14 protein-coding genes are annotated in these 14,531 nt (G+C 68.1%); 13 read left to right on the top strand and 1 reads right to left on the bottom strand.

All coding sequences use genetic code 11. The features are described from left to right. Window positions 1-25 precede the first annotated feature (25 nt). Window positions 26-835, bottom strand: coding sequence for an outer membrane protein assembly factor BamD (locus tag K0H49_RS25225; RefSeq protein ID WP_219218504.1), 810 nt, complete (start codon window positions 833-835; stop codon window positions 26-28). Between the two features lie 23 nt (window positions 836-858). Between K0H49_RS25225 and K0H49_RS25220 the strand changes: the two genes are divergently transcribed. The 13 genes from K0H49_RS25220 to hfq all read left to right on the top strand — a co-directional run bounded on the left by K0H49_RS25220 (window position 859) and on the right by hfq (window position 14,496). Then, a complete protein-coding gene (locus tag K0H49_RS25220; RefSeq protein WP_374122430.1) occupies window positions 859-1,884 on the top strand; it encodes an RluA family pseudouridine synthase in 1,026 nt (341 codons plus the stop codon). A gap of 141 nt (window positions 1,885-2,025) precedes the next feature. Then, entirely contained in the window at window positions 2,026-2,838 is an 813-nt protein-coding gene (gene scpB, locus K0H49_RS25215; RefSeq protein ID WP_219218501.1) for an SMC-Scp complex subunit ScpB, read from the top strand. Beyond that, complete coding sequence (locus tag K0H49_RS25210; protein ID WP_219218499.1) at window positions 2,835-4,526, top strand: pseudouridine synthase; 1,692 nt, start codon at window positions 2,835-2,837, stop codon at window positions 4,524-4,526. Before scpB ends, K0H49_RS25210 begins: the two co-directional genes overlap by 4 nt. A gap of 153 nt (window positions 4,527-4,679) precedes the next feature. Then, window positions 4,680-5,105 carry a nucleoside-diphosphate kinase gene (ndk, locus tag K0H49_RS25205; protein ID WP_219218496.1) on the top strand — a complete coding sequence of 142 codons (426 nt, stop codon included), beginning with the start codon at window positions 4,680-4,682 and terminating at the stop codon, window positions 5,103-5,105. A 127-nt stretch (window positions 5,106-5,232) separates the two neighbouring features. Then, the gene (rlmN, locus tag K0H49_RS25200; RefSeq protein ID WP_219218494.1) at window positions 5,233-6,396 is read left to right on the top strand and encodes a 23S rRNA (adenine(2503)-C(2))-methyltransferase RlmN; all 1,164 of its coding nucleotides are present in this window, start codon (window positions 5,233-5,235) and stop codon (window positions 6,394-6,396) included. A 5-nt stretch (window positions 6,397-6,401) separates the two neighbouring features. Further along, window positions 6,402-7,253 (top strand): type IV pilus biogenesis/stability protein PilW, encoded by an 852-nt coding sequence (gene pilW / locus K0H49_RS25195; protein ID WP_219218492.1) that lies wholly within the window; start codon window positions 6,402-6,404, stop codon window positions 7,251-7,253. Continuing rightward, window positions 7,246-8,148: a helix-turn-helix domain-containing protein gene (locus K0H49_RS25190; RefSeq protein ID WP_219218490.1), complete on the top strand. Its 903-nt coding sequence runs from the start codon at window positions 7,246-7,248 to the stop codon at window positions 8,146-8,148. The genes pilW and K0H49_RS25190 overlap by 8 nt, the downstream gene beginning before the upstream one ends. Beyond that, window positions 8,145-9,458: a flavodoxin-dependent (E)-4-hydroxy-3-methylbut-2-enyl-diphosphate synthase gene (gene ispG / locus K0H49_RS25185; RefSeq protein ID WP_219218488.1), complete on the top strand. Its 1,314-nt coding sequence runs from the start codon at window positions 8,145-8,147 to the stop codon at window positions 9,456-9,458. The genes K0H49_RS25190 and ispG overlap by 4 nt, the downstream gene beginning before the upstream one ends. Window positions 9,459-9,475: 17 nt before the next feature. Then, complete coding sequence (gene hisS, locus K0H49_RS25180) at window positions 9,476-10,780, top strand: histidine--tRNA ligase (protein WP_219218486.1); 1,305 nt, start codon at window positions 9,476-9,478, stop codon at window positions 10,778-10,780. Between the two features lie 91 nt (window positions 10,781-10,871). Then, window positions 10,872-11,558 carry a YfgM family protein gene (locus K0H49_RS25175; RefSeq protein WP_219218476.1) on the top strand — a complete coding sequence of 229 codons (687 nt, stop codon included), beginning with the start codon at window positions 10,872-10,874 and terminating at the stop codon, window positions 11,556-11,558. Between the two features lie 10 nt (window positions 11,559-11,568). Beyond that, entirely contained in the window at window positions 11,569-12,711 is a 1,143-nt protein-coding gene (gene bamB, locus K0H49_RS25170) for an outer membrane protein assembly factor BamB (protein ID WP_219218474.1), read from the top strand. A 19-nt stretch (window positions 12,712-12,730) separates the two neighbouring features. Further along, complete coding sequence (gene der, locus K0H49_RS25165) at window positions 12,731-14,071, top strand: ribosome biogenesis GTPase Der (RefSeq protein ID WP_219218472.1); 1,341 nt, start codon at window positions 12,731-12,733, stop codon at window positions 14,069-14,071. 179 nt (window positions 14,072-14,250) lie between these two features. Then, entirely contained in the window at window positions 14,251-14,496 is a 246-nt protein-coding gene (gene hfq, locus K0H49_RS25160; protein WP_012747311.1) for an RNA chaperone Hfq, read from the top strand. Window positions 14,497-14,531 lie beyond the last annotated feature (35 nt).

Below are 14,531 nucleotides of genomic sequence, written 5' to 3'. Positions count from 1 at the left end.
GGGCGCGCCTCGGCTCAGCCGGTGATTACCAGAGCTTCCACCACGGATCGTCCTTCGTGCGGAAGCCGCGCGAGAGGTATTCGCTCTGGGGGTAGTTGGTCGTCAGCACGCGCTTGGCATCGTCGCGCAGGTCGTCGAGGCCCAGGGCGGAATAGGACTGCACCATGATGTACAGCGCTTCCTCGAGGGCCGGCACCTCGCGGTAGTCGGCCAGCGCCAGCTGCGAGCGGTTGATGGCCGCCAAGTAGGCGCCGCGCTGGTAGTAGTAGCGCGCCACGTGCACTTCGTACTGGGCCAGCGAATTGACCACGTAGTTCATGCGCTGGCGGGCATCGGGCGTGTAGCGCGATTCGGGGAAGCGCGTGACCAGTTCCTTGAAGGCCTGGAACGACTCCTTGGCCGCCTTCTGGTCGCGTTCCGACAGGTCCTGGCGCGTCATGAACGCGAACATGCCGAGATCGTCGTTGAAGTTGATCACGCCCTTGAGGTACAGCGCGTAGTCGAGCGCCGGGCTCGCCGGGTGCAGCTTCATGAAACGATCGAGGGTCGCGACGGCGGCGGGCTTTTCGCCGGATTTGTACTGCGCGTAGGCCTTCTCGAGCTGGGCCTGCTGGGCGAGCGGCGTGCCGGCCGCGCGGCCTTCGAGCTTCTCGTACAGCGGGATGGCCTTGTCGAAGGCGCCGGAGCCGGCTTCGTCCTTGGCTTCGGTGTAGATCTTGTTGGGGCTCCAGTTCGCGGTCTGGTCGACCTTGGTGGTCGAGCAGCCGGCCACCAGCCATGCCGCGGCGCAAAGCACCATCCAGCTCGGGACAACCGATAATTTGACGCGAAACATCACATGAAGCTTTCTTGAAACAACTGCCCTCGATTATATCGACCGCCCCTTCGGGTGGCGCTTTCCCCCTGGCCGACCCGACCGAAGTCGAAGAAGGGGCTGACCCTGGCGAGGCCAGCGAGCTGCGCGCTTTCGCCATCGGCGTGGCGCAGCACGGCCAGCGCTTGGACCGTGCATTGGCCGTGCTGGTTCCCGAGTTCTCCCGCAGCTACCTGCAGCAGCTCATCGACGCCGGCGCCGTGCTGCTCAAGGGCCGCGTGGTTACCAAGGCGTCGGCCACGGTGCATGTGGGGGAGGCCGGCCAGATCGAATTGCGGCCCACGCCGCAGAGCCAGGCCTTCAAGGCCGAGGCCATGGACATCCGCGTGGTGCACGAGGATGCCCACCTGCGAGTGATCGACAAGCCGGCCGGGCTGGTGGTGCATCCGGCGCCCGGCCACTGGAGCGGCACGCTGCTCAATGGCCTGCTGGCGCTGGACCCGCAGGCGGCGCTGCTGCCGCGCGCGGGCATCGTGCACCGCCTCGACCGCGACACCAGCGGCCTGATGGTGGTGGCGCGCACGCGCGCCACGATGGACGCGCTGGTGCAGCTGATCGCCGCTCGCGACGTCTCGCGCCAGTACCTGGCGCTGGCGCACAAGCCCTGGCAGGGCGCCGCCGCGCGCCAGGTCGATGCGCCGATCGGGCGCGATCCGCGCAACCGGCTGCGCATGGCGGTGGTCGATCTGCAGCGCCATCCGGGCAAGACGGCACGCACGCTGATCGAGCGGCTCGACGGCACCAACGACGGTTGTGCGGTGCGCTGCACGCTGGAAACCGGCCGCACGCACCAGATCCGCGTGCACATGGCGTCGATCGGCCATCCGCTGGTCGGCGATGCGCTGTATGGTGGCGCCCCGGCGGCCGGCCTGAGCCGGCAGGGCCTGCACGCCTTCCGGCTGGCCTTCGTCCATCCGCAGACCCGGCAGCCGATGGTCTTTCTCGCGCCGCCGCCCGCCGATTTGCAGGAAGCCTTCCAGACCTGGGGCCTCGACTACAATCGCGCCTGACGGCCCGAGTGCCGCGCCGGCCTTCAGTGTCGGCCTTGCGTTCTGCCCGCCGCGTGCCGGCGGCAACGCCGCTTCTCCATTCCGAGACTTCCATCCACCTGAACGTGCGCCGCTGGCGCCTTTTTCCGGATAACGCGAACCATGAATACGGCGGATGCCAAGCGCATTCTTGAAACCGCCTTGATCTGTTCGACGCAGCCCCTGCCAGTGCGCGAGCTGCGTGTGCTGTTCGAAGACGAACTGGGCGCGGACACCATCAAGTCGTTGTTGATCGAGCTTCAGGAAGACTGGGCTCAGCGCGGCCTCGAGCTCGTGAGCGTCGGCAGTGGCTGGCGCTTCCAGAGCCGGCCGGAGATGCGCGACCATCTCGACCGCCTGCACCCCGAAAAGCCGCCGCGCTACACCCGCGCCGCGCTGGAGACGCTGGCGATCATTGCCTACCGCCAGCCGGTCACGCGCGGCGACATGGAGGACATCCGGGGCGTCACGATCAATTCGATGATCATCAAGCAGCTCGAGGACCGCAACTGGGTCGAGGTCATCGGCCACCGCGAGACGGTCGGCCGACCGGCGCTGTTCGCCACCACCCGCCAGTTCCTCGACGACCTGGGCCTGGCCTCGCTCGATCAGCTGCCGGTGATCGAAAGCCCGGCCCAGCACAACGCCCTGCTCGACGCCTTGACCGGCGCCGCGGACCCGGAGCAGGCGGCGCTGCCGATGGACGTGCTGGAAGAAGAGGAGGGCGGCGCCGTCGCGCTCCCGGCCGAGCCCTCCGCCGAATCGCCTGCAGCGCCGGCCGACGACGCTGCTCCCCCCATACCCGCCAGCGACCCGCCTTCCGGCCTGTTCGCTGAAGGCGAGACCCTCGCCGAATCCCCGGTCGTTCCCGACCCTGACGTTGCCGCCACAGACGGCCCCGACGCACCCACCGTGCCCTCCGGAAAAAATCCATGAGCTCCTCCGAATCCGATGACGCGGTGCTGCCGCCGGCCCCCCTTCCCGCTGAAGAAAAGACCGCGCCGGCAGCGCTGAATGCGCCGGGCGGCGAGGGCGCGAGCGTGGACGCGTCGGCCGCCGATGCTGCGCCCGTGCGCAAGCCTCGCAAGCCGCGCGCGCGCAAGCCTGCGGCGGAAGCGGTGGCTGCGCCCGAGGGCGTGGCTGCCGCGTCGGAGCCGGGCGAAGCGCCGGTCGTTGCCGCGCCGACCCCCGTCGCGGCGCCCGTCGCTGCCCCGCAGCCGGTGCGCGAGCCGGTCCAGGCCGACGATCGGGACGAACAGGATGAGGATGAGGAGGACGAGCCGGACGAGGAAGAGGACGAACTCGACCGCGCCCGCCGCATCGCCGACCGCGAGCGCCGCAATGCGCCGCCCACCGAGCCGATCCGTTTCGCCGACGTCATCTCCGGCCAGTTCGATGCCGACGAGGAGAGCGTCGAGGTGCCGCCGCTCAAGCGCGTGCTGCTGCCCGAAGCCGACTCGCCCAAGCTGCACAAGGTGCTGGCGCAGGCCGGCCTGGGTTCGCGTCTCGAGATGGAAGCGCTGATCCTGCAGGGCCGGATCTCGGTCAACAGCGAGCCGGCCCACATCGGCCAGCGCATCCAGTACGGCGACCAGGTCAAGATCAACGGCAAGCCGATCCGCTTCCGCATCGATCCGCCGCCGGCGCGCGTGATCGCCTACCACAAGCCGGTCGGCGAGGTCGTCACGCACGACGATCCGCAGAACCGTCCGACCGTGTTCCGCAAGCTGCCGCGCCTGCAGCAGGGCAAGTGGCAATCGGTGGGCCGGCTCGACCTGAACACCGAAGGCCTGCTGCTGTTCACCAGCTCGGGCGAATTGGCCAACCAGCTGATGCATCCGCGCTTCGGCCTGGAGCGCGAGTACGCCGTGCGCGTGCTGGGCGCCCTCAATGCCGAAGAGAAGAAGAAGCTGCTCGAAGGCGTGCGCCTGGACGACGGCATGGCTCAGTTCGGCAGCATCGAGGAGGGCGGTGGCGAAGGCTCCAACCACTGGTACCGCGTCACCATCTCCGAGGGCCGCAACCGCGAGGTGCGCCGGCTGTTCGAGTCGGTGGGCCATGCGGTCAGCCGGCTGATCCGCATCCGCTACGGTGCGATGCTGCTGCCGCGCGGGCTCAAGCGCGGTGCCTGGATGGAACTCGACGAGCGCGACATCCGTTCGCTGTTCCAGGCGGCCGCTGGCGGCGCGTCGCGTGCGCCGGCCGGTCCGCGCGAGCAGGGTGCCGAGGGCGGTGGCCGCGGCAACAACGGCCGTGGCGACAACAACAAGAAGCGCCGCGGCGGCCGCAATGCCGGCGGGCCACCGGCACCCGGGGGCAACGGCCCGCAGGGCGCGCGTGGCGGCGATCGCGGACGCGGCGGCAACGCGGGCGGTCCGCAGCAGAAGCGTCGGGGCAACGGGCCCGGCAACGGTGGTGGCGGTGGCGGCAATGGCCGCGCGCCGGGCGAGGACCGCGCACCCGGCGGTGCGCAACCCGATCCGATGAAGACGTCGGTGGGCTACATCGGCGCCGACAGCTTCTCGCGCCAGCGCAAGGAGCAGCGCCAGGGTGCGCCGCGCCGCGGTGGCGGCGGGGGCGGCTTCGGCGGTCCGGCAGGCTCGCGCCGCCGCAGCGGACGCTGATCACGGCCTCTGCCTGCGGTTTTTCGCCTCTGTGTGGCGGGCCGCAGGCGGCCGGACGGTTAAAATCAGAGGCTTTTTCAACTCCGCGGACCGGTTTGTCGGTGCCGCGGACGTTCCTTTTTCGACATCAACTGCTCAGGAAGCAACTTCTCCATGGCCATCGAACGCACCCTTTCCATCATCAAGCCCGACGCAGTCGCCAAGAACGTCATCGGCAAGATCGTCTCCCGCTTTGAAGCCGCCGGCCTCAAGATCGCCGCCGGCAAGCTGGTGCATCTGTCGCGCGCCGAAGCCGAGCAGTTCTACGCCGTGCACAGCGCACGTCCCTTCTTCAAGGACCTGGTCGAGTTCATGATCTCCGGCCCGGTGTTCGTGCAAGTGCTCGAAGGCGAAAACGCCATCGCCAAGAACCGCGACCTGATGGGCGCGACGGATCCCAAGAAGGCAGACGCCGGCACCATCCGCGCCGACTTCGCCGACAGCATCGATGCCAACGCCGTGCACGGCTCGGACGCACCGGAAACCGCTGCCAACGAAATCGCCTTCTTCTTCGCCGGCCTCAACGTCTACGCACGCTGAATATGAGCCACCCCCGAAGCGCCTGCGGCGTCTCCCTCTCGAGGGGGCGCACCCCGCGGCCCGGCGAAGCCGGTTCCGCGGGTGCCTGCGCATGCGCCTGGCCTTGCTCGGGCATGGGGGTGTTCGCATGACCACGGTCAATCTGCTCGAGTTCGATCTGGAGGGGTTGGCCGCGTTCTGCGAAAAACTGGGCGAAAAACGTTTTCGCGCGACGCAGCTGTTCCGCTGGATCCACCAGCGGGGCGCGAGCGATTTCGCGCAGATGACCGATCTGGCCAAGTCGTTGCGCGAGAAGCTCGCGACCACGGCCCGCGTCGAGGCGCTGTCGGTCATCACGCAGCATGAATCCACCGACGGCACCATCAAGTGGCTGTTCGACGTGGGTGACGGCAATGCCGTCGAAGCTGTCTTCATTCCAGAGGGCGACCGTGGCACCTTGTGCGTGTCGTCCCAGGCCGGGTGTGCCGTCGGCTGTCGTTTCTGCTCGACCGGCCACCAGGGCTTCAGCCGCAATCTGCGGACTGGCGAAATCACGGCGCAGCTGTGGTTTGCCGAACATTTCCTGCGCCAGCACCTCAAGCGCGACGACCGGGTGATCTCGAACGTCGTGATGATGGGCATGGGGGAGCCCTTGCAGAACTACACGGCGCTGGTGCCGTCGCTGCGCACCATGCTCGACGACAACGCCTACGGCCTGTCGCGCCGTCGCGTGACGGTGTCGACCTCGGGCGTGGTCCCGATGATCGACCGGCTCGGTGCCGATTGCCCGGTGGCGCTGGCGGTATCGCTGCACGCCCCGAACGATCCGCTGCGTGACGACCTGGTGCCGCTCAACCGCAAGTACCCGATCGCCGAACTGCTCGAAGCCTGCCAGCGCTACCTGGCGCATGCGCCGCGCGACTTCATCACCTTCGAGTACTGCATGCTCGACGGCGTGAACGACCAACCCGAGCATGCGAAGCAGCTGGTGGAACTGGTGCGCAGCACCGGCATCTCCTGCAAGTTCAACCTGATTCCCTTCAACCCCTTCCCCGCGTCCGGGCTGCTGCGTTCGCCGCAGCCGCGCGTGCTGGCGTTTGCCAAGGCGCTCAGCGAGGCGGGCATCGTGACCACCGTGCGCAAGACGCGCGGCGACGACATCGACGCGGCGTGCGGCCAGCTGGCCGGCGATGTCAAGGACCGCACCCACGCGGCCGAGCGCATGGCGCAGCGGCGCACGGTGATGCTGCATCCGGTCCCAGCGACCGCTTCCAAGGTTTCGCCGGCGCCGCCGGTTTCACAGGGACACTGACAACCATGCGCCTGGCCTTCCCGATTTCGCCATGGCACGTGATGCAGGGGGCCTTCGGCGCCTTGCTGGCCGTGCTGCTCGCCGGCTGCGCCGGCACCGGCAAGGGAGGGGCGACGTCGGTCGCGAACACCGCGAGCACCGCGGGCAATGGCGCCGACATCGTGACGGCGTCGGACGAGCCCAACGGCCGTCGGCGCGCGCGTTTGCGGCTCGAACTCGCCATCGGCTATTTCGAAGCCGGCCAGACCACCGTGGCGCTCGACGAGATCAAGCAGTCGCTGTCGGCCGATCCGAGCTTCGCCGATGCCTACAACCTGCGCGGCCTGGTCTACATGCGGCTCGACGATGCGGGGCTGGCCGAGGACAGCTTCCGCCGCGCCATCGCGCTCAATCCGCGCGAGCCCAACACTCTGCACAACTACGGCTGGCTGCTGTGCCAGCAGAACCGCTATGGCGATGCGGCCCAGCAGTTCAGCGCGGCGCTGGCCGTGCCGACCTACACCGAGCGCGCCAAGACGCTGATGACGCAGGGCCTCTGCCAGATGCGCGCGGGCCAGCTCGCCGAGGCGGAGCGCTCGCTGTCGCAGGCGTACGAGATCGATGCCGGCAATCCGATGATCGGTTTCAACCTCGCGACCTTGCTGGCCCAGCGCCAGGATTGGTCGCGTGCACAGTTCTATGTGCGCCGCGTGAACAACGGGCCGTCGGCCAACGCGGAGACCTTGTGGCTCGGCATCAAGATCGAGCGCCGACTGGGAAGCCGCGAGGCCATGGCGCAGCTGGGCGGGCAACTGCAGCGGCGCTTCCCCCAGTCGCGGGAGGCGATTGCGTACGAACGTGGGAATTTCGATGATTGAACGGGCGAGTGAATTCGGTACCACCCAGACGCCACCGCTGATCCCTGGCGACAGTACGAACAAGACCGCCGGCGACCTGCTGCGCGAAGCGCGCGAGGCGCACAACCTGCCCATCGACGTGGTAGCCGCGGCGCTCAAGGTGTCGCCGCAGAAGCTGCAGGCCCTGGAGAACGACGACATCGGTGCCTTGCCCGATCCGGTGTTCGCGCGCGCGCTGGCCGCCAGTGTCTGCCGTGCGCTGCACGTCGATCCGGCACCGGTGCTGGCCAAGCTGCCGGGTGCCGTGCGGCCGGGCCTGGCCGAGGCCGATCGCAGCATCAGCAGCAGTTTCCGCTCGAGCGCGCCGCGCAGCCGCTCGCGCGCCATCGGGGGGCTGCCGTCGCGTGCGGTGCTGATCGTCGTCGGCCTGCTGCTGGCCGGTGCCGCAGCGCTGTTCTGGCTGCCCTCCGGCGCCTTCGAGCGCCTGGGGCAATGGGTCTCCGGTTTCACCGCGGGCCAGCGCGCCCCGTCGACCGAGGCGGGGCCGGGTGGCACCGTGCTCGAGGCCCCGGTCGCACCCGTGGCGGCGGTCGAGCCGACCGCGCCTGTGGCCCCACCCGTGGCCGAGCCCGCACCGCCCGTGGCCGCCACGCCCGCGCCGGCGCCGGTCGGAAACGACGTGCTGGTCTTCGTGGTGCGCGAGGATTCCTGGATTACCGTGAACGATGCCGGCGGCAAGCCGGTGCTGCGCCGCACCGTGCGCGCGGGCGAGACCGTCGGCGTGGGCGGCACGCTGCCCCTGTCGGTGGTGGTGGGCCGTGCCGGTGGCGTCGAGGTGCAGGTGCGCGGAAAGCCCTTCGATCTGACACCCCTGGCGCGCTCCGGTGGTGTCGCCCGTTTTGAGGTCAAGCCATGAGCCAGATCCCGTCGAGCCTTCCCGCGGACAGCTTCGGCTGCCTGCCTGTCGCACCGGCCGCGCCTGCGGCACGGCGCTCGCGCCAGGCCAGCGTGGTATGGGGCGCGCGCACCGTGACCGTGGGTGGCGACGCCCCGGTGCGCGTGCAGTCGATGACCAACACCGACACGGTGGACGCGATCGGCACCGCGATCCAGGTCAAGGAGCTGGCGATCGCCGGTTCTGAGATGGTCCGCATCACGGTCAACACGCCCGAGGCCGCGGCGCAGGTGCCCTACATCCGCGAGCAGCTCGACCGCATGGGCATCGACGTGCCGCTGATCGGCGACTTCCACTACAACGGCCACCGGCTGCTGACCGACTATCCGGCCTGCGCCGAGGCGCTGTCGAAGTACCGCATCAACCCCGGCAACGTGGGCAAGGGCGACAAGAAGGACAAGCAGTTCGGCCAGATGATCGAAGCCGCGATGCGCTGGAACAAGCCGGTGCGCATCGGCGTGAACTGGGGCAGCCTCGACCAGGAACTGCTGGCCCACCTGATGGACATCAACAGCCAGCGTGCTGCGCCCTGGGAAGCCAAGTCGGTGATGTACGAGGCGCTGATCACCTCGGCCATCGATTCGGCCAAGCTGGCCGAATCGATGGGCATGAACGGCGACCAGATCATCCTGAGCTGCAAGGTGAGCGGCGTGCAGGACCTGATCTCGGTCTACCGCGAGCTGGCGAAGCGCTGCAGTTATCCGCTGCACCTGGGCCTGACCGAAGCCGGCATGGGCACCAAGGGCACGGTGGCCTCGGCCACGGCGCTGTCGATCCTGCTGCAGGAGGGCATCGGCGACACCATCCGCGTGTCGCTCACGCCGCAGCCGGGCGAGGCGCGCACGCAGGAGGTGGTGATCGCCAACGAGATCCTGCAGGCGCTGGGCCTGCGCATCTTCGTGCCCAGCGTCACGGCCTGCCCGGGCTGTGGCCGCACCACCAGCACCACCTTCCAGGAGCTGGCCAAGCAGATCGACGACTACCTGCGGCTGCAGATGCCGGTCTGGCGCAAGAAGTACCCGGGCGTCGAGACGCTCAAGGTGGCGGTGATGGGCTGCATCGTCAACGGCCCGGGCGAGAGCAAGCATGCCGACATCGGCATCAGCCTGCCGGGCACCGGCGAAGCACCGGCCGCGCCGGTCTTCATCGACGGCGAAAAGGCGCTCACGCTGCGCGGCGACAATATCGCCAACGAATTCCATCAGCTGGTCGAAACCTACATCGACAAGCGCTTCGGCAGCAGCAGCGAGCGCGCCGCCGAAACCGTCTGAATTTCCTTCTCTGATCCATGGCCGAAAAATTGAATGCCGTCAAAGGCATGAACGACATCTTGCCGCCCGAGTCGGCGCGCTGGGAGTGGCTCGAAGCCACGGTGCGCGAGCTGATGGGCCGCTTCGCGTACCGCAACGTGCGCACCCCGATCCTCGAGCACACGGCGCTGTTCGTGCGCGGCATCGGCGAGGTCACCGACATCGTCGAGAAGGAGATGTACGCCTTCGAGGACCGCTCCGACAAGCACGGGCAGGCCGAGCATCTGGCCATGCGGCCCGAGAACACGGCCGGCCTGGTGCGCGCCGTGATCGAGCACAACATGCTCTACGACGGCCCCAAGCGCCTCTGGTACACCGGGCCGATGTTCCGGCGCGAGAAGCCGCAGCGCGGGCGCTATCGCCAGTTCCACCAGATCGGTGCCGAGGCCCTGGGCTTCGCCGGCCCGGACGTCGATGCCGAGCTGATCCTGCTGGCCAACGCGCTCTGGAAGGCCATCGGCCTGACCGACGTGCGGCTCGAACTCAACAGCCTGGGCCAGCCGGCCGAGCGCGCGCTGCATCGCGCCCAGCTGATCGCCCACTTCGAGCAGCACGCCGACAAGCTCGACGAAGACGGCAAGCGCCGCCTGCACAGCAATCCGCTGCGCATCCTCGACACCAAGAATCCCGCGATGAAGGAGGTGGTCGAAGCGGCGCCGAAGCTGATCGACTTCCTGGGTGCCGAATCGCTGGCGCATTTCGAGGGGCTGCAGGCCATCCTCAAGGCCAACGACATCGCCTTCACCATCAACCCGCGCCTGGTGCGCGGCCTCGATTACTACAACCTCACGGTGTTCGAGTTCGTCACCGATCGCCTGGGTGCGCAGGGCACCGTGTGCGCCGGCGGCCGCTATGACGACCTGATCGCCCAGATCGGCGGCAAGCCCGCGCCGGCCGTGGGCTGGGCCATGGGCGTCGAGCGCGTGCTGGACCTGCTCAAGGAGCAGGGCACCGAAGTCCCGGCCGTGGTGCCCGATGCCTATGCGATCGTGCCCGATGCGAGCTCGATGCCGGTGGTGCTGCGCACCTTGCAGCAGCTGCGCGAGGCGGGCGTGCGCGTGCAGATGCACGGCGCGACCGCCGAGGGACTGGCGAGCTTCAAGTCGCAGATGAAGAAGGCCGACGGCAGCGGCGCCACCTACGCACTGATCTTCGGTGCCGATGAACTCGCACGCGGCGAAGTGACTCTCAAGGCCTTGCGCGACGCCAGCGTCGCGCAGACCGCGCGGCCTCTGGCCGACGTGCGTGCCTGGGCCACCACCCTACAATCCCCGGCTCCCTAGGGAAACGCCGGTCCGTTCCCAAACATCCCGGCCCTCTCGAGGGCGGACTCGACCCGTCGAGTCCCGGGGTCCTTCAACTTACTGACAGCGCATGGCAACCCATCTCGATCTCGAAGAACAGGAACAGCTCGACCAGCTCAAGCATTTCTGGAACACCTACGGCACGCTGATCACCTGGATCGTGCTGCTCGTCGCCGGTGCGTTCGTGGCCTGGAACGGCTGGAACTACTTCCAGCGCAACAAGGCCGCACAGGCCTCGGCGCTCTATGACGAAGTCGAGCGCAGTGCGCAGGCGGGCGACGCCGATCGCATCGAGCGCGCGCTCGGCGAGATGAAGAGCCGCTTCGCGGGCACCGTCTACGCACAGCAGGCCGGCCTGCTGGCCGCCAAGACGCTCAACGAGAAGGCCAAGCCCGAGGCATCGCGGGCCGCGCTGGCGTGGGTGGCGGACAACGCCGTCGACCCGGGCTACAAGGCGATCGCGCGCTTGCGACTGGCCGCCGAACTGCTCGAGAGCAAGGGCTACGACGAAGCACTCCAGCAGCTGGCTGCGCCCGTGCCCAAGGAATTCGAGCCGCTGGTGGCCGACCGCAAGGGCGATGTCTACCTGGCGCAGGGCAAGCGCGACGAAGCCAAGGCCCAATACCAGAAGGCCTGGGCTGCGTTCGACGCGCGCAACGATTACCGCCGCCTGGTCGAGATCAAGCTCAACGCCGTGGGCGTCGATCCGAAAACCCTGACGGCCGCTCCCGCCGCGTCCGGCAAAACTTCCCAGTGACCATCGCACCATGACTACCCATCGCTTTGTGTCTGTTCACCCCGTCCTGCGCGTGGTGGCCGCAACCGTGCTGTTCGCCGCGCTGGCGGCCTGCTCGGGCACCGGCAAGCCCAAGCCCGCTGCCCTGGCCGCCGACCCGGCGCTGTTCGGCGTGCGCCAGGCCTGGACCGTGAAGGTGCCCAAGACCGACTTCTCCCTGCAGGTCGACGTCAGCGGCGACACCGTGACCCTCGCCGGTGCCGACGGCACGGTGGTGGCCATCGATGCGCGCTCGGGCCAGGAAGCCTGGCGCGCCAGCGTCGGCAAGGCGCTGATTGCCGGTGTCGGCAGCGACGGCATCACGGCCGCCGTGATCACCCGCGACAACGAACTCGTCGCGCTGCAGGCGGGCAAGGTGCTGTGGAAGCAGCGCCTGACCGCGCAGGCCTACACCGCGCCCCTGGTGGCCGGGCGCCGGGTCTTCGTGCAGACCGCGGATCGCACCGTGAGCGCCTGGGACGGCGAGAGCGGTCGCCGCCTCTGGTCGCAGTCGCGCACCGCCGAGAACCTGGTGCTGCGCAAGCCGGGCGTGCTGATCGCCGTGGGCGACACGCTGGTCACCGGCGTGGGCGGACGGCTGGCGGGCCTGAACCCCAGCAACGGTTCGTCGCGCTGGGAATCGCCGATCGCGGCACCGCGCGGCACCAACGACGTCGAGCGACTGGTCGACCTCACCGGCAGCGTGAGCCGCGTGGGCGACACCGTCTGCGCGCGGGCCTACTACGCCAACGTCGGCTGCGTCGACACCACGCGCGGCGGCCTGCTCTGGACCAAGCCTGCTTCGGGCGCCGAAGGCCTGAGCGGCGACGACCGCTTCGTCTACGGCACCGAAAGCAACGGCAGCGTGGTGGCTTGGCGCCGCACCGATGGCGAACGCGCCTGGTCCAGCGACCTGCTCAAGTACCGCACGCTGACGGCGCCGCTGGCCGTCGGCCGTTCGCTGGTCATCGGCGACGACAGCGGCCTGCTGCTGCTGGTGTCGCGCGAAGATGGCTCCCTGCTCACCCGTCTCACGCCCGATGGTTCGCCCATCGTGGCGACCCCGGTTCTCGCCGGCAACACGGTCGTGGTCGTCACCCGCAATGGCGGTGTGTTCGGCTATCGCCCGGAATAAACCCATTGAAAGCTCGACCATGAAACCGGTCATCGCTCTGGTCGGGCGTCCCAACGTCGGCAAGTCCACCCTTTTCAACCGCCTCACGCAGACGCGTGACGCGATCGTGGCGGACTTCGCCGGCCTGACGCGCGACCGCCATTACGGCAACGGCCGCCAGGGCCGGCACGAGTTCATCGTGATCGATACCGGCGGCTTCGAGCCCGACGCGGGCAGCGGCATCTTCAAGGAGATGGCCAAGCAGACGCGCCAGGCCGTGGCCGAGGCCGATGTGGTGGTGTTTGTCGTGGACGCCCGCGAAGGCCTCTCGGCCCAGGACCACGAGATCGCCAAGGAATTGCGCCGGCTCGGCAAGCCGACCGTGCTGGTGGCCAACAAGGCCGAAGGCATGCACGACGGCACCAAGCTGGTCGAGTTCTACGAACTGGGCCTGGGCGACGTGCACGGCGTGTCCGCCGCGCACGGGCAGGGCATTCGTGACCTGGTCGACCTGGCGCTCGAACCGCTGAACCTGCCGGAGCCCGAAGACGAGGTGGAAGACGGCGAGGCCAAGCCCATCAAGCTGGCCGTGGCGGGACGCCCCAACGTCGGCAAATCGACGCTCATCAACACCTGGCTGGGCGAGGAGCGACTGGTCGCCTTCGACATGCCGGGCACCACGCGCGACGCCATCTCGGTGCCCTTCGAGCGCAACGGCCAGCACTTCGAGCTGATCGACACCGCCGGCCTGCGCCGCAAGGGCAAGGTCTTCGAGGCGATCGAGAAGTTCTCGGTGGTCAAGACGCTGCAGGCCATCGAGTCGGCCAACGTCGTGCTGCTGCTGCTCGACGCCACCCAGGGCGTGACCGACCAGGACGCGCACATCGCGGGCTACATCCTCGAAAGCGGACGTGCGGTGGTGATCGCCATCAACAAGTGGGACGCGGTCGACAGCTACCAGCGCGAGCAGATCCAGCGCCAGATCGAGACCCGTCTGCCCTTCCTCAAGTTCGCCTCGCTGCATTTCATCTCGGCGATCAAGCGCCAGGGGCTCGGCCCGGTCTGGCAGGCCATTGCGCAGGCGCACAAATCGGCGACCCGCAAGATGTCGACGCCGGTGCTCACGCGCCTGCTGCTCGAGTCGGTGCAATTCCAGTCGCCGCAGCGCGCCGGCATGTTCCGACCCAAGCTGCGCTATGCGCACCAGGGCGGCATGAACCCGCCGGTGATCGTGATCCACGGCAATTCGCTCGAACACGTGACCGATTCGTACAAGCGCTTTCTCGAGGGCCGCTTCCGCAAGGAATTCGACCTGGTCGGCACGCCCATGCGCATCGAGTTCAAGACCTCGACCAATCCTTACGCCGACAAGGATAAATAGCACGGGGCAGGGCGGGGCGTTTGCAGGTTGAACGCCTCCGTTGAGCCGCCGTTGCAAGCAAAGTTCCCCTTTTAAAGAGCCGTTATTTTTGAGATGGCTTTGGGCTTTGTTGCTGCAGCGCAGAAACCCTGTGTTAAGGTTCTCTTTCCTATAACTCTTCCTTGAACACGGAGAATATCGTGAGCAACAAAGGGCAACTTTTGCAAGACCCGTTCCTGAACACTTTGCGTCGGGAGCATGTGCCGGTTTCCATCTATTTGGTCAACGGCATCAAGCTTCAGGGTCAGATCGAGTCTTTCGATCAATATGTCGTGCTTCTGCGTAACACTGTGACGCAAATGGTCTACAAGCACGCCATCTCCACCATCGTGCCTGGCCGCGCGGTCAATTTCTCGGCTGCCGAGAACGACGACGCCGCTGCCTGACCGGCACTCGCGCGGCGGGCTCCGTCCGCTGCGCT

The sequence above is a fragment of the Variovorax boronicumulans genome, from assembly GCF_019352895.1.
Classification (GTDB): domain Bacteria; phylum Pseudomonadota; class Gammaproteobacteria; order Burkholderiales; family Burkholderiaceae_C; genus Variovorax; species Variovorax boronicumulans_A.
This window is presented reverse-complemented; position numbering and strand designations above follow the sequence as displayed.

Bases quoted from the DNA above. Each gene is read 5' to 3' on its own strand.
- pilW (WP_219218492.1), top strand. From the start codon at position 6,402: ATGCGCCTGGCCTTCCCGATTTCGCCATGGCACGTGATGCAGGGGGCC.
- K0H49_RS25175 (WP_219218476.1), top strand. From the start codon at position 10,872: ATGGCAACCCATCTCGATCTCGAAGAACAGGAACAGCTCGACCAGCTC.
- ispG (WP_219218488.1), top strand. From the start codon at position 8,145: ATGAGCCAGATCCCGTCGAGCCTTCCCGCGGACAGCTTCGGCTGCCTG.
- K0H49_RS25225 (WP_219218504.1), bottom strand. From the start codon at position 835: ATGTTTCGCGTCAAATTATCGGTTGTCCCGAGCTGGATGGTGCTTTGC.
- hisS (WP_219218486.1), top strand. From the start codon at position 9,476: ATGGCCGAAAAATTGAATGCCGTCAAAGGCATGAACGACATCTTGCCG.
- rlmN (WP_219218494.1), top strand. From the start codon at position 5,233: ATGACCACGGTCAATCTGCTCGAGTTCGATCTGGAGGGGTTGGCCGCG.
- der (WP_219218472.1), top strand. From the start codon at position 12,731: ATGAAACCGGTCATCGCTCTGGTCGGGCGTCCCAACGTCGGCAAGTCC.
- K0H49_RS25190 (WP_219218490.1), top strand. From the start codon at position 7,246: ATGATTGAACGGGCGAGTGAATTCGGTACCACCCAGACGCCACCGCTG.
- K0H49_RS25210 (WP_219218499.1), top strand. From the start codon at position 2,835: ATGAGCTCCTCCGAATCCGATGACGCGGTGCTGCCGCCGGCCCCCCTT.
- scpB (WP_219218501.1), top strand. From the start codon at position 2,026: ATGAATACGGCGGATGCCAAGCGCATTCTTGAAACCGCCTTGATCTGT.
- ndk (WP_219218496.1), top strand. From the start codon at position 4,680: ATGGCCATCGAACGCACCCTTTCCATCATCAAGCCCGACGCAGTCGCC.
- bamB (WP_219218474.1), top strand. From the start codon at position 11,569: ATGACTACCCATCGCTTTGTGTCTGTTCACCCCGTCCTGCGCGTGGTG.